Here is an 18,978-nt window from a genome sequence, read left to right on the forward strand (position 1 = left end):
GCCAGTATAGCCCGATGAATGACGGATTCAGACTTCCAGCGAGCCACCGGCCAGGGCGCACAGCTTGATGGGGTCAAGAATGTGAACTTCCTTGCCATCAGCGGTGATCAGCTGGTTTTCTTGCAGGCGGGTAAATACCCGGGAAACCGTTTCAACTGCCAGGCCCAGGTAATTGCCGATTTCATTGCGCGACATGCTCAGACGGAACTGGTTGGCCGAAAAGCCACGGGCGCGGAAACGGGCAGACAGGTTGACCAGAAAGGTCGCGATACGTTCGTCAGCGGTCTTTTTCGACAGCAGTAACATCATCTGCTGATCGTCACGAATTTCCCGGCTCATGATGCGCATCAGCTGGCGACGCAGTTGCGGCAGCTGTACCGAAAGCTCGTCCAGACGCTCGAAGGGAATTTCGCAAACCGGCGTGGTTTCCAGTGCCTGGGCAGATACCGGATAGGATTCGGTGTCCATGCCTGACAAACCGACCAGCTCGCTGGGCAAGTGGAAACCGGTGAGTTGCTCTTCGCCGCTGTCACTCAAGCTGAATGTCTTGAGGGCGCCGGAGCGTACTGCGTAGACCGAGACGAACGGGTCGCCCTGACGAAACAGAAATTCGCCTTTTTTCAATGGGCGGCCGCGTTTGACGATTTCCTCTAACGCATCCATGTCTTCCAGGTTTAACGAAAGTGGCAAACATAAAGGCGCGAGACTGCAATCCTTGCAGTGAGCCTGGCTATGAGCGCGCACTTTTACTGGCTCGGACATTTCTTAAATCCTTATAGGAAAACACACATAAGATGCAAGGTTACCCCAGGGAGGGGGCTGAGGCCAGTGCGCCAATTCAGTGCACTTCACTCAAGTAACCTGCCGCCGTGCCGATAGCCCGGTAACGGCTTAAGCACAGGGAGCAGGTCAGATGTCATCGATGGGTGGAGTTGGCCTTAGTCAGAGTGGCATGTTGACCATAAACACGCCTGCGATAAACAGACAGAATGTCGCAGTGGCCGACGAGGACACGGGCCTTGGCCAGGTGGCAGCTCCCGCTGAGGGCGTCAAAGTGGTGATTTCAGGTGCGGCCATGAAGTTGGCAAAAGCGCAGAAAGATCAGAACGACGACATTGAAGGCAGCGGCTTGCCGGATCAGGTTCAGAAAATTCTGAAGATGATTCGCGAGATTAAGAAGCAGATAGCTGAAAAGCAGGCTCAACTGCAGCAAGTCATGGCCAACAGCAATTTGAATCCTGAGCAGGCCAGGGCTCAGGCCGCCGGCTTGCAGGCGGCAATTGCCGGTTTGAGTGCTGCATTGCTCAATGCCAATGCCAGCCTGGTCAAAGCCATGAAAGACTTGAGCGGTGAGGACGCGCTCAAGGCTTCTTCGCTGATGGCCAGCTAGCGGGCGTTATCACCGGTTGCGAGCGCTCCCTATATCACCCGGGAAAATCGCTGCCGACTGGCCTGTTCCAGGTAGCCATCAAACACCATGCACACCGAGCGCACCAACAGCCGCCCGGCGGGCAGTACGGTCAATTGCTCATGGTCCAGGGTGATCAGGCCATCGGCGGCCATTCTCTGCAGGGCAGGCCACTGCTGGGCAAAGTAGCCTCGAAAATCAATATTGAATACTTGCTCTATGTGGGCGAACGGCAAGTTCAAATTGCAGATGATTTGTTGAATCACCTCGCGCCGGATCCGGTCATCCTGATTGCACAGCAGGCCACGGGCAGTGGCGAGCTGGCCGCTGGCCAGGGTGCGCTGATACTGGGTGATGTCGCTGTCATTCTGGCAGTACAGCTCGCCGATCTGACTGATGGCTGATACGCCGAGGCCGATCAGGTCGCAATGACCGTGGGTGGTGTAACCCTGGAAGTTGCGTTGCAGGGTGGCTTCTTCCTGGGCGATGGCCAGTTCGTCGTCCGGCAGAGCGAAGTGATCCATGCCGATATAGCGATAGCCGGCAGCTGTCAGCTGGGCGATGGTGCGCTCAAGCATTTCCAGTTTGGCGGCAGGCGAGGGCAGATCGCTGGTATTGATCCGCCGTTGCGGCATGAAGCGCTCTGGCAAGTGCGCGTAATTGAACACCGACAAACGATCCGGCTGCAGGCTGATCACTTCGTTGATGGTTTGTGCGAAGGCTTCGGGGGTTTGCTTGGGCAGGCCGTAGATCAGGTCGATATTGATCGAGCGAAACTGCAGGGTGCGCGCAGCATCGATCACGGCACGGGTTTCTTCCAGGCTTTGCAGGCGATTGACCGCTCGCTGTACCTGGGGGTCGAGATCTTGCAGGCCAATGCTGACGCGATTGAACCCCAGCTCGCGCAGCAGGCCCATGGTCGACCAGTCGGCTTCCCGGGGGTCGATTTCGATGCCGTAATCGCCGGAGTCGTCGTCCAGCAAGGTGAAGTTTTCGCGCAGGCTGGCCATCAATTGGCGCAATTCGGCGTGGCTGAGAAAGGTCGGCGTTCCTCCGCCAAAGTGCAGTTGTTCGACGGTTTGTCTGGGGTCGAGGTGGCAGGCGACCTGGCGGATTTCCTGCTCCAGTCGCTGCAAATAAGGCTGCGCCCGGCCACGGTCTTTAGTAATCACTTTATTGCAGGCGCAGTAGTAGCAAATATTGGCGCAGAACGGCACATGCACATACAGCGACAACGGCCGCGACGCCTTGCGGCTTTCGCGCAGGGCGTGCAGCAGATCGAAAGTACTGACCTGATCAGTGAACTGCATGGCTGTCGGATATGAGGTATAGCGCGGGCCGGCCAGGTCATAGCGGCGAATCAAATCTGAGTCCCAACGAATGGCGTCGAGCATGCGGGCATTCCCCTGGGATGGTTGGCAATGCGCTGGAGTCTAGGGGCTCGGGATTTGGATGGCCTTGATTTGTATCAATGGCGGCGTGTACTGCATCGCCGGCAAGCCAGCTCCCACAGTGTGTTCCTTGGGGTTGCACAGCTGCTGTGGGAGGTCAGGTCATCCAGCACCCACAGAGTGTCCTTGGGGGTTGCACAGCTGCTGTGGGAGGTCAGGTCATCCAGCTCCCACAGAGTGTCCTTGGGGGGTGCACAGCTATTGTGGGAGCCAGCTTGCTGGCGATGGTATCGGTGAGGTCATCCAGTTGAACTGGGTTGCTTGTATCGCTGGCAAGCCAGCTCCTACAGAGTGTCCCTCCCGGTTGCATAGCTATTGTGGGAGCCAGCTTGCTGGCGATGGTGTCGGTGAGGTCATGCAGTTGGGCTGCGTTGCCTGCATCGCTGGCAAGCCAGCTCCCACAGTGTGTTCCTTGGGGTAGCACAGCTGCTGTGGGAGGTCAGGTCATCCAGCACCCACAGAGTGTCCTTGGGGGTTGCACAGCTATTGTGGGAGCCAGCTTGCTGGCGATGGTATCGGTGAGGTCACCCAGTTGAACTGGGTTGCCTGCATCGCTGGCAAGCCAGCTCCCACAGTGTGTTCCTTGAGGTTGCACAGCTATTGTGGGAGGTCAGGTCATCCAGCACCCACAGAGTATCCTTGGGGGTTGCACAGCTATTGTGGGAGGTCAGGTCATCCAGCACCCACAGAGTGTCCTTGGGGGGTGCACAGCTATTGTGGGAGCCAGCTTGCTGGCGATGGTATCGGTGAGGTCAAGCAGTTGGGCTGCGTTGCCTGTATCGCTGGCAAGCCAGCTCCCACAGTGTGTTCCTTGGGGTTGCACAATCAGGTCATCCAGCATCCACAGAGTGTCCTTGGGGGTTGCAAAGCTATTTTGGGAGCCAGCTTGCTGGCGATGGTATCGGTGAGGTCATCCAGTTGGGCTGCGTTGCCTGTATCGCCGGCAAGCGCTCGCACAAGTGAATGGCTAGTGCCCCATCAACCAGTGCTGATGGGGGCCGGGCAGGGTCCAGATGCCGAACAGGATCACCAGCAAGCCCCCGGCCATGCGTACGCTGCGCTTGCGCAGCAGTGCCGTGACACGCTCGGCAGCCAGGCCGGTCGCCAGCAGCACGGGCCAGGTACCAAGCCCGAATGCCAGCATCAGCAGTGCACTGTCGATCGCGCTGCCCTGGCTGGCCGACCAGATCAGCGTGCTGTAGACCAGGCCACATGGCAGCCAGCCCCACAGCGCGCCCAGCAGCAATGCCCGGGGCAGGCTCGATACGGGCAGCAAGCGGTTGGCAACGGGCTGGATATGCCGCCACAGGCCGCGTCCCAGGCTTTCGATGCGGGTCAGGCCGCTCCACCAGCCGGCCAGGTACAAGCCCATGCAGATCAGCAGCAACCCGGCGAGGATGCGCATGTACATCGCCGCCGGACTGTTGGCCACCGCCCATCCGGCGAGCCCCAGCAGCAAACCTGCTGCGGCGTAACTGAGGATCCGCCCCAGGTTATAGGCCAGTAGCAGCCTGAAGCGGCGGCTGCGTTGCTCTTTGGGGATGGCCAGGGTCAATGCCCCCATCAGGCCGCCGCACATGCCCAGGCAATGGCCGCCCCCGAGCAGGCCCAGAATCACGGCCGAAACCAGTAGTGGCGCCAGCTCAAACATGGGGTGGGGCCTTGCTGTCGGTGTCCTGCTCCGACTCCGGGTGATGCAGCCTGGCTTCTTCGACGGCCGCTGTATGTTTCGGGTCCTGGTCGTCAAACAGGATGCTGTGGGCCGGGCTGTCGAGGTCATCGTACTGGCCGCTGTCCACTGCCCAGAAGAAGATGTAGATGGCGATTGCGACAATCAGCAAGGCCGCGGGAATCATGATGTAAAGCGCTGGCATAAATACTCCAGGCGACCGGTTCAGATCGGCAGCGGACGGGGTTGTGACGCAGGCCGGGCATGGTGCTGTCGGGGCATGCGGGTCAGGCGCAAGGCATTGAGTACCACGGTCAACGAGCTGATCGACATGCCGATGGCAGCCCAGATCGGCGTGATCCAGCCCAGTGCCGCAAAAGGCAGCATAAGGCCATTGTACAGGCCGGCCCAGAGCAGGTTTTCGATGATTACCCGCCGTGTGCGGCGGGCCAGGCTGAAGGCTTGCACCAGGGCATCCAGGCGATTGGAGAGCAATACTGCATCGGCACTGGTTTTGGCCAGGTCAGTGGCCGAGCCCATGGCCACGCTGATATCGGCAGCGGCCAGCACCGGCACATCGTTGACCCCGTCACCGAGCATCAACACCTTGCGGCCCTGGGCGTGCAGCTGCTGCAAGACCTGCAGTTTGTCATCCGGGCGCAAGCCGCCCCGGGCCTCATCGATACCCAGCTCGGCGGCCACACTGGCCACCATCGGCGAGCTGTCCCCCGAGAGCAGCAGCGTGCGCCAGCCCCGCGCCTTGCAGGCCGCCAGTAGCGCGGGAGCGTCGTCGCGCAGATGGTCGTCGAGCACCAGCCAGGCCAGCGCGCCTGAGGTATCACCCAGCAACAGCCATTGCCCGGGCTCATCCGGCATCGGCGGCACCGGGCAGAGGCTCAGTTCGCAGACAAAGTCCGGCTGGCCGATGCGTAACTGGCGGTCACCCACCAGGCCTTCAAGGCCCCGGCCTGGTGTGCTGTGTACCTGTTCGGCGGCTTGTGCAGCGCGGCCGAACGCGCGGGCGATCGGGTGTTCCGAGCGGTTCTCGAGGGCCGCCGCCAGGGCCAGACACTGATCGCTGTCCAGTTCGCCCAGGGGGCGAATCGCGCGCAAGGTCAGCCTGCCTTCGGTCAGGGTCCCGGTCTTGTCGAAGATCACCGTGTCGATCTGGTTCAGCCCTTCGAGCACATGGCCGCGGGTCAGCAACAGGCCCAGCTTGTGCAGAGTGCCGGTGGCCGCGGTGAGCGCGGTGGGGGTCGCCAGTGACAGGGCGCAAGGGCAGGTGGCTACCAGCATCGCCAGCACGATCCAGAACGCCCGTGACGGATCGAGTTGCCACCACAGCAGGCCAATCGCCACGGCAGCGAGCAAGGAAAACAGCAGGAACCACTGCGCCGCTTTGTCAGCGATCTCGGCCAGGCGCGGTTTTTCGCTCTGGGCCCGGTCCAGTAGACGCACGATGGCGGACAGGCGCGTGTCCTGGCCCAGGGCCAGAACCTCGACGGTCAGCGCGCCTTCGACATTCAGGGTGCCGGCAGTGACCGCATCACCGGCCCGGCGTGCCTGTGGCAGGTATTCGCCGGTCAGCAGAGACTCGTCGATGCTGGACTGGCCTTGCAGGATCTTGCCGTCGGCCGGAAGAATCGCGCCGGGGTGCACCAGCACCTTGTCACCGACTTTGAGTTCGCTCAGCAGAATGCGCTCGCTCTGGCCGTCATCACTCAATCGCAAGCAGGACGCCGGCAGCAGGTTGACCAGTTGTGCGGTGGCGGCGGCAGTGCGTTCCCGGGCGCGGCGTTCCAGGTAGCGCCCGGCCAGCAAAAACAGGGCGAACATGCCCACCGCATCGAAATACAGCTCGCCGACTCCGGTAATGGCTGTCCAGATGCCGGCGATATAGGCGCCGCCGATGGCCAGCGAAACCGACACATCCATGGTCAGATGGCGGGTGCGCAGATCACGCATGGCGCCTTTGAAAAAAGGCGTGCAGCTGTAAAACACGATGGGTGTTGTCAGAAACAGTGCAACCCAGCGCAGGATGGTGTGCATCTCGGGGCTGAGATCAATGTTGAATTCCGGCCAGGTGGCCATGGTCGCCATCATCGCCTGGAACCACAGCAGTCCGGCGACACCCAGCTGGCGCAAAGCCAGGCGATTTTCAGTGGCCAGTTGTTCCGTTGCCCTGTCTGCCTGATACGGGTGCGCGGCATAACCGATGTGCCGCAGTTCGCTGAGGATTTCACTCAGCGGCAACTGGCTGTCAGCCCAGCGCACATGCAAACGGTGGTTGGACAGATTGAGGCGGGCTTCGCTCACGGCAGGCAGGCGCCGCAGATGTTTTTCAATCAGCCAGCCACAGGCGGCGCAACTGATGCCTTCGATCAGCAGGGTGGTTTCGGCCTGTTCGCCTTCATGCCGGACAAAGGGTTTTTGCACATCGGCGCGGTCATACAGAGCCAGCTCTTCCACCAGTTGCACGGGTAATGCCTGGGGGTTGGCAGAGGCTTCGCTGCGATGCTGGTAATAGCTTTCCAGGCCGCCGGCCACGATCGCCTCGGCCACCGCCTGGCAACCAGGGCAGCAGAACTCGCGGGTCTGGCCCAGAACAACGGCAGTAAAGCGGCTGCCGGGCGGGACGGGCAGGGCACAGTGATAGCAGGGAACGGGAGAGGTCATGGCGGTCTTTCGCGAGAGGGTGTCGCCGGAACTGCGACATTGCGCTCCGGCCCGCTCCTGCAGGTGCGGGAACGGGCTGGCGCGCAATGGGGTTAATTGGTCTTGTGCACTTCAGCGCCCTGAAGCGGCTCGTCGCCCAGCAGCAGGTCTTTGTCATGGCCCACCAGCTCTTCTTCAAACAGGCGCCAGGTTTTGCCGTCTTCAACGCCCAGCAGCTCAACAAAGCGCCGGCCTTCGATTTTGTCATCCAACTGGCCGATGTAACGGCCCGGCTCTGATTCACTCTGGCTGAGGCTGATCTTGCGGTCTTTCTCGGGTTGGGTCGGCGAGATCAGATTCAGTTCCAGTACCTTCGGCTTGCTGTTGCCATCAAGCAGCAGCACCACTTCGCCGGTCATTTCGTCCAGCCGCAGCTTGGCCTTGAGCTGCAGGGTCTGGCCCAGCAGTTCGCGGTCAAGTGCGCGGTTAATGCCTTTGCCGGCCTCGTAGTAGTTGTCGTTGACCAGGTTGTCCGGGTTGTTCACGGCAATGGTCACCATGGACAGGGTCAACGTCACCGAGCAGGCGAGAATGGCAATGATGATCCACGGCCAAAGATGCTTGTACCAAGGGCTGGAGGCGTTTGCTGCGGGCATGGCAGGTTCTCTTCTCTTATCTGATTTGTGGGCCGATGAAGCGGCTCTTGGCTTTGACGCTGATGTCGTTGTGATCGGCATCCTTGAGGATGAAGAACACTTCGTTGGTGCTGGACGGCAGCTGCTCCGGAGCAATCGAGAGCTCGACCGGCAGGCTGACGATATCGCCCGCGGCGACCCTGATTTCGCGTTTGCCTTGCAGCTTCAGGTCCGGCAGGCCTGTGGCCTCCAGCACATAGGTGTGGTCTTGCTGATCCTTGTTCATGATCTTCAGGCTGTAGACGTTTTCGATCCGTCCTTCAGCGTTTTCGCGGTAGAGCACGCGGTCTTTGCTGACGTCGAACCCCACCAGGGTACGGGTATAGAACGCAGCTGCCAGCAGACCCATCATGGTCAGCAACACCAGTGCATAGCCAAGCAGGCGCGGACGCAACTTGTGGGTTTTCTGGCCCGACAGGTTGTGCTCGGTGGTGTAGCTGATCAGGCCGCGAGGATAGTTCATTTTGTCCATGATGCTGTCGCAGGCATCGATACAGGCGGCGCAGCCGATGCATTCAATCTGCAGGCCGTCACGAATGTCGATCCCGGTCGGGCATACCTGGACGCACATGGTGCAATCGATGCAGTCACCCAGGCCTTGGGCCTTGTAATCAGTGTCTTTTTTGCGCGGGCCGCGGACTTCGCCGCGCCGCGGGTCGTACGAAACGATCAGCGTGTCCTTGTCGAACATCACGCTCTGGAAGCGGGCATACGGGCACATGTAAATGCACACCTGCTCGCGCAGCCAGCCGGCGTTGCCGTAGGTGGCGAGGGTGAAAAAGCCGACCCAGAAGTACGCCCAGCCATCAGCCTGGCCGGTAAAGAAATCGAATACCAGTTCGCGTATCGGCGAGAAGTAACCGACAAAAGTCATGCCGGTGACAAAACCGATCAGCAGCCACAGGCTGTGTTTGCTGAATTTGCGCAGGAACTTGTTGGCGCTCATTGGCGCCTTGTCGAGCTTGATGCGCTGGTTGCGGTCACCTTCAGTGACCTTCTCGCACCACATGAAAACCCAGGTCCAGACGCTTTGCGGGCAGGTGTAACCACACCACACGCGACCTGCATACACGGTAATAAAGAACAGGCCAAAGGCCGCGACGATCAGCAGCCCGGAGAGCAGGATGAAATCCTGTGGCCAGAAGGTGGCGCCAAAAATAAAGAATTTACGCTCGGGAAGGTTCCACCAGACGGCCTGGTGCCCACCCCAGTTGAGCCATACCGTACCGAAATACAGCAGGAACAGCACGGCGCCACCGGCGATGCGCAGGTTGCGGAAAATACCGGTAAAGGCCCGGGTGTAGATCTTTTCCCGGGAGGCATACAAATCGACGCTGTCACCAGGTTTTTTGGCAGGCGGCGTGACGTTGTGTACAGGAATCTGATTGCTCATTAGTGCGTCCCACGGCAGTGGAAAATGCCTCGGTCAGTACATGCCGACCGCGGTCAGAAGGTGTTGCAGTGGCGTAATGATACGCCTGTGACTCTAGCTCAAGGGTGCGACCTTTGGTCGCGTTCCGGAAAGCACCAACTTGGTATAGGAGATGTAACAAGTCGTGACATGGATCAATTGACTTGGGGTCGCGGTTCAAGTGCAGGGCAATTGCGCACCGGGCAATGGTGGCGTCCAGCGAAAGCACGGCGGTAATAAAACGGCCCCGCCAACGTGGGTTGGCGGGGCCGTTTTCTGCAGCAGTTACAACCCTGGTTTACTCGGCTGCCTTGGCGTCATCGCCATGGGACAGACTGTAAACGTAGGCCGCCAGCAGGTGAACCTTGTCGTTCCCTTGCAGGTCGGCCTGTGCAGGCATCTGGCCCTGACGGCCGTAACGGATGGTCTGTTGCAATTGAGCGAAGCTCGAACCGTAGATGAATGCACCCGGGTGGGTCAGGTTCGGTGCGCCCATCAACGGGTTGCCCTTGCCTTCCGGACCGTGGCAAACCGCACAGTTGGTCGCGAACAGCTCCTTGCCCTTGGCAGGGTCGGCTTTCGCGCCTTCCGGCAGCTTGCGGCCGTCCAGGCCGGTCAGGACATAGGCGGCCACGTCGCTGACGCCTTGCTCGCCGATCACTTCGGACCAGCCCGGCATGATGGCGTGGCGACCGCCCATGATGGTGGCCTTGATGTCTGCCGGTGTACCGCCCCAGCGCCAGTCGGCGTCGGTCAGGTTAGGGAAGCCATAGGCGCCTTTGGCGTCGGAACCGTGGCACACCGAGCAGTTGGAGGCAAACAGGCGGCCACCCATCTTCAGTGCTTGCGGGTCTTTGGCCACTTCCTCAATGGGCATGGCGGCGAATTTGGCGAAGATCGGACCAAACTTGGCGTCCGATTTAGCCATTTCCTTTTCCCACTCGTGAACACCGGTCCAGCCTGTCTGGCCATTGGCAAACGCGGTCTTCTCTTTGGTGTCCAGGTACTCGTAGCCCGGCAGCAGGCCTTTCCAGTTACCCAGGCCCGGGTACAGCACCAGGTAGCCGAGGGCGAAGATGATGGTGCCGATGAACAGCATGAACCACCATTTCGGCATCGGGTTGTCGTACTCTTCAATCCCGTCGTAAGAGTGCCCAACTGTCTCGTCAGTCTGCTCGCTGCGTTGGCCCTTGCGGGTGGCCAGCAACAACCAGGTCAAGGCGAAGATGGTACCCAGACTGAGGACTGTGACGTACAGACTCCAGAACGTAGTCATTCTTTGTTACTCCTAGAAGCTTGCTCTTGCTCTACGTGCTTGATGGCTTCGGGATCATCCTTGAACGGCAATAAGGTTGCGTCATCAAACTCCGACTTGCGTCGCGGACTGAAAACCCACAATGCCAAACCGATAAAAGCCACCATCACGACGACAGTGCCCAGGCCACGAATCATCCCGATATCCATCTAGATCACCGTTTGCTTTTGATGATGGTGCCCAGGCCCTGGAGATAGGCCACCAGCGCGTCCATTTCGGTTTTGCCTTTCACTGCATCCTTGGCCCCGGCGATATCTTCGTCGGTGTAAGGAACGCCGAGCACGCGCAAGACTTCCATTTTTTTCGCCGTGTCCTTGCCGTCCAGCTTGCGTTCTACGAGGAACGGATAGGCAGGCATGATCGACTCGGGGACCACGTTGCGCGGGTTGTACAGGTGCGCACGCTGCCAGTCATCGGAGTAACGACCGCCAACCCGGGCCAGGTCCGGCCCGGTACGCTTGGAGCCCCACAGGAACGGGTGATCCCAGACGCTTTCGCCGGCTACCGAGTAGTGGCCATAACGCTCTGTTTCTGCACGGAACGGGCGGATCATCTGCGAGTGACATTGCACACAGCCGTTGGCGATGTAGATGTCGCGACCTTCCAGCTCAAGAGCGGTACGCGGCTTCATGCCTTCAACCGGGGTATTGGTCACGTCCTGGAAGAACAGCGGAACGATTTGGGTCAGACCACCGATGCTCACGGCGATGACCATGAAGAAGGCCATCAGGCCAATATTCTTCTCGATTGTTTCGTGCTTCATCAGTGGGCTCCAACTACAGCGATTTTGCTCGCTGCTTCAGCTTCTACCGGGTTCGAGGCGCGTACGGTACGGAACACGTTGTAGGCCATGAACAGCATGCCGCTGGCGAAGATAGCCCCGCCGATGGCGCGAACGATAAAGCCAGGATGGCTGGCTTGCAGTGCTTCCACGAACGAGTAGGTCAGGGTGCCATCGTCGTTGATTGCGCGCCACATCAGGCCCTGGGTGATGCCGTTGACCCACATCGAAGCGATGTAAAGCACGGTACCGATAGTCGCCAGCCAGAAGTGCGTGTTGATCAGGCTGGTGCTGTACATCTGCTTCTGGCCATAGATGCGCGGGATCATGTGGTACATGGCACCGATCGAAATCATCGCTACCCAGCCCAGTGCCCCGGCGTGTACGTGGCCGATGGTCCAGTCGGTGTAGTGCGACAGCGAGTTGACGGTCTTGATTGCCATCATCGGGCCCTCGAAGGTCGACATGCCGTAGAAGGCCAGGGACACCACGAGGAAGCGCAGGATCGGGTCGGTGCGCAATTTATGCCAGGCGCCCGACAGGGTCATCATGCCGTTGATCATGCCGCCCCAGCTTGGAGCCAGCAGGATGATCGACATTGCCATGCCAAGCGACTGGGCCCAGTCCGGCAGAGCGGTGTAGTGCAAGTGGTGCGGGCCGGCCCAGATGTAGAGGGTGATCAGGGCCCAGAAATGCACGATCGACAGACGATACGAGTAGATCGGACGCTCGGCCTGCTTCGGCACGAAGTAGTACATCATGCCCAGGAAGCCTGTAGTCAGGAAGAAACCTACAGCGTTGTGGCCGTACCACCACTGGATCATGGCGTCAGTCGCACCGGCGTAAGCCGAGTAGGACTTGAAGAAGCTCACCGGCAGGGACGCGTGGTTGACGATGTGCAGCATTGCCGTGACGACAATGAATGCACCGTAGAACCAGTTACCTACATAGATGTGCTTGGTTTTGCGCTTGGTAATGGTGCCGAAGAACACAATACCGTAGACCACCCAGACGATGGCCAGCAGGATAGCCAGGGGCCATTCCAGCTCTGCGTATTCCTTGGTTGTGGTGTAGCCCAGCGGCAACGTGATGATCGCGCCGATAATGACCGCCTGCCAGCCCCAGAAGGTGAAGGCAGCCAGGGCGTCGGAGATCAGGCGTGTCTGGCAGGTGCGCTGCACGACGTAGTACGAGGTACCAAACAATGCACAGCCACCGAAGGCAAAAATCACAAGATTGGTATGCAGGGGACGCAGACGGCCAAAGGTTGTCCACTCAAGACCAAGGTTTAATTCAGGCCACACAAGCTGTGACGCGATAAAAACCCCGAGCCCCATGCCAAGGATCCCCCAGACCACCGTCATGATGGCGAACTGGCGGACTACCTTATAGTTATAAGCAGTCGGACTGATTGCTGTGCTCATTCTAAGGTTCCACGGTTTTGGTGTTTTATTAGGAGTAAAAATCGGTCGCAAGTATGTATAAAACGTAGGGGTATTGCAACGCGGCTTGACCTCGGTCAATGCGTTCCAACGCTTATTCTGCGGCCTTTCCATGCGTGCAGTAGGGTCAAGTCGACCGCCAACAAAACACCCCGTGGAAGGCAAAAATGAAAGGGCCGGGCAGGGCAAAACCGGGAGGGGGGCAGTCATGGCAACTTGATGGCGAAGATCGCAATCAACGATAGCCGTTGTAAACCCACCAGTGTGGCCTGTAACTGCACCCTTCAACTTACCGATTAAATTCACTTGACGTGAAACCGGTGACCCCGGGATCACTGAGAATTTGAGCTTAGTCCTGAATGGCGGGAGAGCAACGGCGGACTAAAAAGAGGTGCGACACTTGGTCGCGCTTTTAGGCGGGAACTGCCGCACCAAAATGATGCGGCAGGAAATGTCTGGTAATTATTCGGCTGTTTTTTCCTCTTGATTACCATGGGACAAGCTGAACACATACGCAGCCAGCAATTGCACCTTGTCGTTACCCAGCAACTCGTTCTGCGCCGGCATGTGGCCCTGGCGGCCATGGCGAATGGTTTGCTGCAATTGCGCCAGGCTGGTGCCGTAAATAAAGCCCGCTGGCACCGTCAGATCCGGCGCGCCCATCAGTGGCATGCCTTTGCCGTTGGCACCGTGGCACGCCACGCAGGTGGTTTCGAAGGCTTGCTTGCCAGCCACCAGATCCACGGTCGTGCCCTGGGGCAAAGGCCGGCCGGCCAGATCGTGGCGCACATAGGCGGCAACGTTCTTCACACCCTCGTCACCCAGTACCGGGCCCCAGGCCGGCATTGCAGCGATGCGTCCGCCCATGATCGTGGTTTTAATGGTGTCGGCATCGCCGCCCCAGCGCCAGGTGTTGTCGGCCAGGTTGGGGAAGCCGAAGGCGCCCTTGGCATCAGAGCCGTGGCACACCGAGCAATTGGAGGCAAACAGACGACCGCCCATTTTCAGTGCCTGGGGATCCTGGGCCACTTGCTCAACCGGCATGGCGGCGTATTTGGCGAAAATGGGGCCAAACCTGGCGTCTGCCTTGTCCATCTCCTTTTGCCACTCGTTCACCCCGGTCCAGCCATCCTCGTAACCCGGCAGCAGGCCTTTCCAGTTGCCAAGGCCCGGGTAAAGGATCAAATAGCCCACACCAAACACCAGCGTGCCGACGAACAACATGAACCACCATTGTGGCAGCGGGTTGTCGTACTCCTCGATGCCGTCAAAACTGTGGCCCATGGTCTCGACGGTTTCGCTTTTTCTTTCCCCCTTGCGGGTACTGATCAACAGCCAGGTCAGGCCGATCAGCGTGCCAATGGTCAGCACGCAGATATAAACACTCCAGAAGGTGGTCATTGCTTATTACTCCTAGACGCTTGTTCTTGCTCGACGTGTTTGATCGCCTCTGGATCGTCTTTGAATGGCAGCAGGGTCGCGTCTTCGAACTCCGACTTGCGCCGCGGGCTGAATACCCACAGCGCCAGGCCGATAAACGCCACCGCCACCACCACAGTGCCCAGGCCGCGGATCATTCCACTACTCATGTCAAACATGGCTCACCTCTTGCTCTTGATGGCAGTGCCGAGCACTTGCAGGTAGGCCACCAGCGCGTCCATTTCGGTCTTGCCCTGTACCGACTGTCTGGCATTGGCGATGTCTTCGTCGGTGTAAGGCACGCCCAGGGTGCGCATCACTTCGAGTTTCTTCTGGGTATGGCTGTCATCCACCGGTTCGGAGACCAGCCACGGGTAGGCGGGCATTTTCGACTCGGGTACGACGTTGCGCGGGTTGTACAGATGCGCGCGGTGCCAGTCATCCGAGTAGCGGGCGCCGACCCGCGCCAGATCCGGCCCGGTGCGCTTGGAACCCCACAGGAACGGGTGATCCCAGACACTCTCACCGGCGACCGAGTAATGGCCATAGCGCTCGGTCTCGGCCCGGAACGGACGAATCATCTGCGAGTGACATTGCACGCAGCCTTCGCGAATGTAGATGTCACGACCTTCCAGTTGCAGCGCGGTATAAGGCTTCATGCCTTCGACCGGGGTATTGGTGACATCCTCAAAGAACAGCGGGACGATTTGCGTCAGGCCGCCGACACTCACACAGAGAATCATCAGCAACAGCATCAGGCCGATATTTTTTTCAACGATTTCGTGTTTCATGGCGAACTCCTCAGGCCATCTGCGCGGCGGCTACGACTTCAGCGGGCTCGGCGTTACGCACGGTGCGCCAAGTGTTGTATGCCATCAGCAACATGCCGCTGAAGAAAATCGCGCCGCCGATCAGGCGCACGACATAGCCCGGATGGCTGGCCACCAGGGTTTCGACGAAGGAGTAGGTCAGCGTGCCGTCTTCGTTGACTGCGCGCCACATCAGGCCCTGGGCGATGCCGTTGACCCACATCGAGGCGATGTAAAGCACTGTGCCGATAGTGGCTAGCCAGAAGTGCGCGTTAATCAGGCCCATGCTGTACATCTGCGGGCGACCGAAAATTTTCGGGATCATGTGATACAGCGCGCCGATGGAAATCATCGCCACCCAGCCCAATGCCCCGGCGTGTACGTGGCCGATGGTCCAGTCGGTGTAGTGGGAGAGGGCGTTGACGGTCTTGATCGCCATCATCGGTCCTTCGAAGGTCGACATGCCGTAGAACGCCAGGGACACCACGAGGAAACGCAGGATCGGGTCGCTGCGCAATTTATGCCAGGCGCCCGACAGGGTCATCATGCCGTTGATCATGCCGCCCCAGCTTGGCGCCAGCAGAATCAGGGACATCACCATGCCCAGTGACTGGGCCCAGTCCGGCAGTGCGGTGTAGTGCAAGTGGTGCGGGCCGGCCCAGATGTAAAGGGTGATCAGGGCCCAGAAGTGCACGATCGACAGGCGATAGGAATAGATGGGACGTTCGGCCTGTTTCGGCACGAAGTAGTACATCATCCCCAAAAAGCCGGCCGTCAGGAAAAAGCCCACAGCGTTATGGCCGTACCACCACTGCACCATGGCGTCAGTCGCACCACCGTACAGCGAGTAGGACTTGGTGAAGCTGACCGGGATTTCCAGGTTGTTGACGATGTGCAAGATGGCCACGGTCACGATAAATGCGCCGAAGAACCAGTTGCCCACGTAAATGTGTTTGGTCTTGCGCTTCATGATCGTGCCGAAGAACACGATGGCATAAGCGACCCAGACGATGGTGATCAGGATATCGATCGGCCACTCAAGCTCGGCGTATTCCTTGGAGCTGGTGTAGCCCAGCGGCAAGCTGATGGCAGCCAGCAAAATCACCAGTTGCCAACCCCAAAAGGTAAACATGGCGATCTTCGGCGCGAACAGTGTTGCCTGGCAGGTACGTTGCACTGCGTAAAAGGACGAGGCAAACAGTGCACAACCGCCGAAGGCGAAGATCACCGCGTTGGTGTGCAATGGGCGCAAGCGCCCGAAACTGGTCCAGGGCAAATTGAAGTTGAGTTCCGGCCAGACCAGCTGCGCGGCGAGAAAAACGCCGAGCCCCATACCGACGATGCCCCAAACCACCGTCATAATGGCAAATTGGCGGACCACCTTGTAGTTGTAGGCAGTACTTGTAGAAGTGTTCATGGTTCCCCATCCACGGTTCAGGCGCATACAAAGGTACGCCTGGAGTTATAGGCAGACTAAAAGCGAGGCAAGCATGGGCGTAGCAGGCAAGGCCGGTATTGACAGGGATCAATGGGCGCAATGCGTGCAGGAGCAGGGCTGGTTATGGAGTCCGGCCACCGCCGAGGTGAAAAACCCGCAACCGCAGACCCTGATCCTGGCCCATGGTGCCGGTGCTCCGATGGACAGTGCCTGGATGACCGGTATGGCTGAACGCCTTGCGGCACGAGGGGTGAACGTATTGCGCTTCGAGTTCCCGTACATGGCGCAACGCCGGCTCGATGGTGGCAAAAGGCCGCCAAACCAACAGGTCAAATTGCTCGAATGCTGGCGCGAGGTGTATGCCGGGGTGCGACAGCATGTCGCCGGGCAAATTGCGATTGGCGGCAAGTCCATGGGCGGGCGCATGGCCAGTCTGGTGGCTGATGAGCTGGGGGTTGCTGCTCTGGTCTGTCTGGGTTACCCGTTTTACGCCTCCGGCAAACCGGAAAAACCCCGGGTGGCGCACTTGGCCGGGCTACAGACAGCCACCCTGATCGTGCAGGGCGAACGTGATGCCCTGGGCAACCGGCAAGCCGTCGAGGCTTACACCCTGGCGCCGGGCATTGAACTGCACTGGTTAGTGGCGGGGGATCACGACTTGAAGCCGCTCAAGGCATCGGGGTTTAGCCATGAACAGCATCTGGACGCCGCTGCCGACAAAATCGCCCAATGGCTCCAGGCCGGTGATGCCCTGTAGGAGCGAGCTGTTCAATATGCCAGCGAAGAGCTCGCGAGCAAGCTCGCTCCTACAGGTTAAAGGGGGGGGCAGTGCTTAACGGTTGAACCGCTCCACCAGCGAATACTGGGTGTTTACCGTCTGGGTCAGCTCTTCGCTCAATCGCGCCGAATGCTGGGCCTGCTCTGAGGTCTGGTCAGCGAGGTCGGCAATGGTGCTGATGTTGCGGCTGATTTCTTCCGCCACTGCACTTTGTTCCTCGGTGGCTGCCGCGATCTGGGTGGTCATGTCGGTGATATTGGCCACCGCTTCACTGATGCCCACCAGGGCCTTGTCGGCTTCCAGTACCCGGGCCACGCCTTCTTCAGCCTGACGATGCCCGGCATTCATGGTCTGTACGGCAGTGGCCGCAGTCTGCTGCAACTTGGCGATCAGGCCATGAATCTGTCCGGTCGACAGGCTGGTGCGTTGTGCCAGTTGGCGCACTTCGTCAGCCACTACGGCAAAGCCGCGGCCCATTTCACCGGCACGTGCGGCTTCGATGGCCGCGTTCAAGGCCAGCAGGTTGGTCTGGTCGGCAATGCCTTTGATCACGTCAACCACGCCGCCGATTTCATCGCTGTCCTTGGCCAGCTGAGTGACTGTCGCGCCGGTTTCGCCGACCACGATGGACAGGCGTTCAATGGCTTCGCGGGTCTCACCGGCAATGTCGCGACCGCGGCTGGTCAGGCGATTGGCTTCTTGAGTGGCGTCAGCCGTGCGCTGTACGTGGCTGGCAACTTCCTGGGTGGTGGCTGCCATCTGATTGACCGCGGTAGCCACTTGTTCGGTCTCCACCCGCTGGCGCTCCAGCCCCTTGGAGCTTTTGTGTGCCAGCTCATCGGATTGACGGGCTTGCCCGCTCAAATGCTCGGCGGTGTCCTGCAGGCGGGTCAGGCAGGTCTTCAGTCGTGCTTCCTGACTCAGAATCGACATTTCCAGGCGCGCTTGCGGGCCGCGGCTATCGGTGTACATCTGCGCAATCAGCGGGTCCGACGTGGTTTGTTCGGCCAGGCGCAGCAAGCGCTTGATCCCGCGCTGTTGCCAGCTCAGCCCCAGTAACCCCAGCGGAATCGACAACAGGGCCGCCAGGGCAAAGCCCCAACTGGAATTGAGCAGGGCACCAATCATGAAACTCAGTTGGCTCACCAGAATGAACGGCAGCCAGTCCTGCAGCACGGGGATCCATTTATCGCGCTGTGGCACCGCCGACTTGCCGCGATTAAGGCGCGAATACAGGGCTTCGGCACGGCGGATCTGTTCGGCGCTCGGCTTGACCCGAACCGACTCATAGCCCACCACGCGCTCATTCTCGAATACCGGGGTCACGTAGGCGTTGACCCAGTAATGGTCGCCGTTGCGGCAACGGTTTTTCACGATGCCCATCCACGGCGCGCCTTTTTTCAAGGTGCTCCACATGTGTTCAAAGACGGCAGAGGGAACATCCGGATGGCGCACGAGGTTGTGTGGTGCGCGGATCAGATCTTCACGCAAAAACCCGCTGATCTCGACAAAGTCGTCGTTGCAATAGGTGATTACACCTTTGGCATCGGTGGTGGAAATCAACCGTTGCTGAGCGGGGAACGTACGTTCGCGTTGGGTGATGGGCTGGTTATTCCGCATGTCATATCTATCCGCAAGACTTTGACAGGCTGTCGGCATGGCCAGGGATTTGTTTAATTTATATTTCGGCTGCCGGGTGCGGCGAAA

The 18,978-nt window shown here is 59.5% G+C and carries 18 protein-coding genes; 2 read left to right on the forward strand and 16 right to left on the reverse strand.

What is annotated here, in order from left to right; translation table 11 throughout:
- Positions 1-27: 27 nt before the first annotated feature.
- Entirely contained in the window at positions 28-762 is a 735-nt protein-coding gene (gene fnr, locus JQ848_RS08135; protein WP_003447190.1) for a fumarate/nitrate reduction transcriptional regulator Fnr, read from the reverse strand.
- 313 nt (positions 763-1,075) lie between these two features.
- On the opposite strand from fnr, the gene JQ848_RS08140 reads away from it, so the two are divergent.
- Positions 1,076-1,390 carry a hypothetical protein gene (locus JQ848_RS08140; protein WP_372238781.1) on the forward strand — a complete coding sequence of 105 codons (315 nt, stop codon included), beginning with the start codon at positions 1,076-1,078 and terminating at the stop codon, positions 1,388-1,390.
- A 29-nt stretch (positions 1,391-1,419) separates the two neighbouring features.
- On the opposite strand, the gene hemN is transcribed toward JQ848_RS08140, so the two are convergent.
- The 14 genes from hemN to ccoN (JQ848_RS08210) all read right to left on the reverse strand — a co-directional run bounded on the left by hemN (position 1,420) and on the right by ccoN (JQ848_RS08210) (position 16,472).
- A complete protein-coding gene (gene hemN, locus JQ848_RS08145; RefSeq protein WP_003447195.1) occupies positions 1,420-2,802 on the reverse strand; it encodes an oxygen-independent coproporphyrinogen III oxidase in 1,383 nt (460 codons plus the stop codon).
- 1,024 nt (positions 2,803-3,826) lie between these two features.
- On the reverse strand, positions 3,827-4,510 hold the full coding sequence (locus tag JQ848_RS08150) for a sulfite exporter TauE/SafE family protein (RefSeq protein WP_003447197.1): 684 nt from the start codon (positions 4,508-4,510) through the stop codon (positions 3,827-3,829).
- Complete coding sequence (gene ccoS, locus JQ848_RS08155) at positions 4,503-4,733, reverse strand: cbb3-type cytochrome oxidase assembly protein CcoS (protein ID WP_003447199.1); 231 nt, start codon at positions 4,731-4,733, stop codon at positions 4,503-4,505. Before ccoS ends, JQ848_RS08150 begins: the two co-directional genes overlap by 8 nt.
- A gap of 20 nt (positions 4,734-4,753) precedes the next feature.
- On the reverse strand, positions 4,754-7,204 hold the full coding sequence (locus JQ848_RS08160; protein ID WP_202210457.1) for a heavy metal translocating P-type ATPase: 2,451 nt from the start codon (positions 7,202-7,204) through the stop codon (positions 4,754-4,756).
- A 92-nt stretch (positions 7,205-7,296) separates the two neighbouring features.
- Positions 7,297-7,839, reverse strand: coding sequence for a FixH family protein (locus tag JQ848_RS08165; RefSeq protein ID WP_003447203.1), 543 nt, complete (start codon positions 7,837-7,839; stop codon positions 7,297-7,299).
- Between the two features lie 16 nt (positions 7,840-7,855).
- Positions 7,856-9,271: a cytochrome c oxidase accessory protein CcoG gene (gene ccoG / locus JQ848_RS08170; RefSeq protein ID WP_010656158.1), complete on the reverse strand. Its 1,416-nt coding sequence runs from the start codon at positions 9,269-9,271 to the stop codon at positions 7,856-7,858.
- A gap of 316 nt (positions 9,272-9,587) precedes the next feature.
- Positions 9,588-10,565 carry a cytochrome-c oxidase, cbb3-type subunit III gene (ccoP, locus tag JQ848_RS08175; protein ID WP_003447207.1) on the reverse strand — a complete coding sequence of 326 codons (978 nt, stop codon included), beginning with the start codon at positions 10,563-10,565 and terminating at the stop codon, positions 9,588-9,590.
- Positions 10,562-10,753 carry a CcoQ/FixQ family Cbb3-type cytochrome c oxidase assembly chaperone gene (locus tag JQ848_RS08180; protein WP_003447209.1) on the reverse strand — a complete coding sequence of 64 codons (192 nt, stop codon included), beginning with the start codon at positions 10,751-10,753 and terminating at the stop codon, positions 10,562-10,564. Before JQ848_RS08180 ends, ccoP (JQ848_RS08175) begins: the two co-directional genes overlap by 4 nt.
- A gap of 5 nt (positions 10,754-10,758) precedes the next feature.
- A complete protein-coding gene (ccoO, locus tag JQ848_RS08185; protein ID WP_003447211.1) occupies positions 10,759-11,367 on the reverse strand; it encodes a cytochrome-c oxidase, cbb3-type subunit II in 609 nt (202 codons plus the stop codon).
- The gene (gene ccoN / locus JQ848_RS08190; protein WP_003447214.1) at positions 11,367-12,809 is read right to left on the reverse strand and encodes a cytochrome-c oxidase, cbb3-type subunit I; all 1,443 of its coding nucleotides are present in this window, start codon (positions 12,807-12,809) and stop codon (positions 11,367-11,369) included. Before ccoN (JQ848_RS08190) ends, ccoO (JQ848_RS08185) begins: the two co-directional genes overlap by 1 nt.
- A gap of 480 nt (positions 12,810-13,289) precedes the next feature.
- On the reverse strand, positions 13,290-14,228 hold the full coding sequence (ccoP, locus tag JQ848_RS08195) for a cytochrome-c oxidase, cbb3-type subunit III (RefSeq protein WP_202210458.1): 939 nt from the start codon (positions 14,226-14,228) through the stop codon (positions 13,290-13,292).
- A complete protein-coding gene (locus tag JQ848_RS08200; protein ID WP_003447218.1) occupies positions 14,225-14,416 on the reverse strand; it encodes a cbb3-type cytochrome oxidase subunit 3 in 192 nt (63 codons plus the stop codon). Before JQ848_RS08200 ends, ccoP (JQ848_RS08195) begins: the two co-directional genes overlap by 4 nt.
- A 12-nt stretch (positions 14,417-14,428) precedes the next feature.
- A complete protein-coding gene (ccoO, locus tag JQ848_RS08205) occupies positions 14,429-15,037 on the reverse strand; it encodes a cytochrome-c oxidase, cbb3-type subunit II (protein ID WP_003447220.1) in 609 nt (202 codons plus the stop codon).
- A gap of 10 nt (positions 15,038-15,047) precedes the next feature.
- Positions 15,048-16,472: a cytochrome-c oxidase, cbb3-type subunit I gene (ccoN, locus tag JQ848_RS08210; RefSeq protein WP_003447222.1), complete on the reverse strand. Its 1,425-nt coding sequence runs from the start codon at positions 16,470-16,472 to the stop codon at positions 15,048-15,050.
- 73 nt (positions 16,473-16,545) lie between these two features.
- Here ccoN (JQ848_RS08210) and JQ848_RS08215 point away from each other — a divergent pair, with 73 nt between their 5' ends.
- Positions 16,546-17,250, forward strand: a complete 705-nt coding sequence (locus JQ848_RS08215; RefSeq protein WP_202210459.1) for an alpha/beta family hydrolase — start codon at positions 16,546-16,548, stop codon at positions 17,248-17,250.
- A gap of 75 nt (positions 17,251-17,325) precedes the next feature.
- Here JQ848_RS08215 and JQ848_RS08220 read toward each other — a convergent pair whose 3' ends face one another.
- Complete coding sequence (locus JQ848_RS08220; RefSeq protein WP_010656156.1) at positions 17,326-18,891, reverse strand: methyl-accepting chemotaxis protein; 1,566 nt, start codon at positions 18,889-18,891, stop codon at positions 17,326-17,328.
- Positions 18,892-18,978: the final 87 nt, after the last annotated feature.

This window comes from Pseudomonas paraversuta (genome assembly GCF_904067025.1).
Lineage (GTDB): Bacteria > Pseudomonadota > Gammaproteobacteria > Pseudomonadales > Pseudomonadaceae > Aquipseudomonas > Aquipseudomonas paraversuta.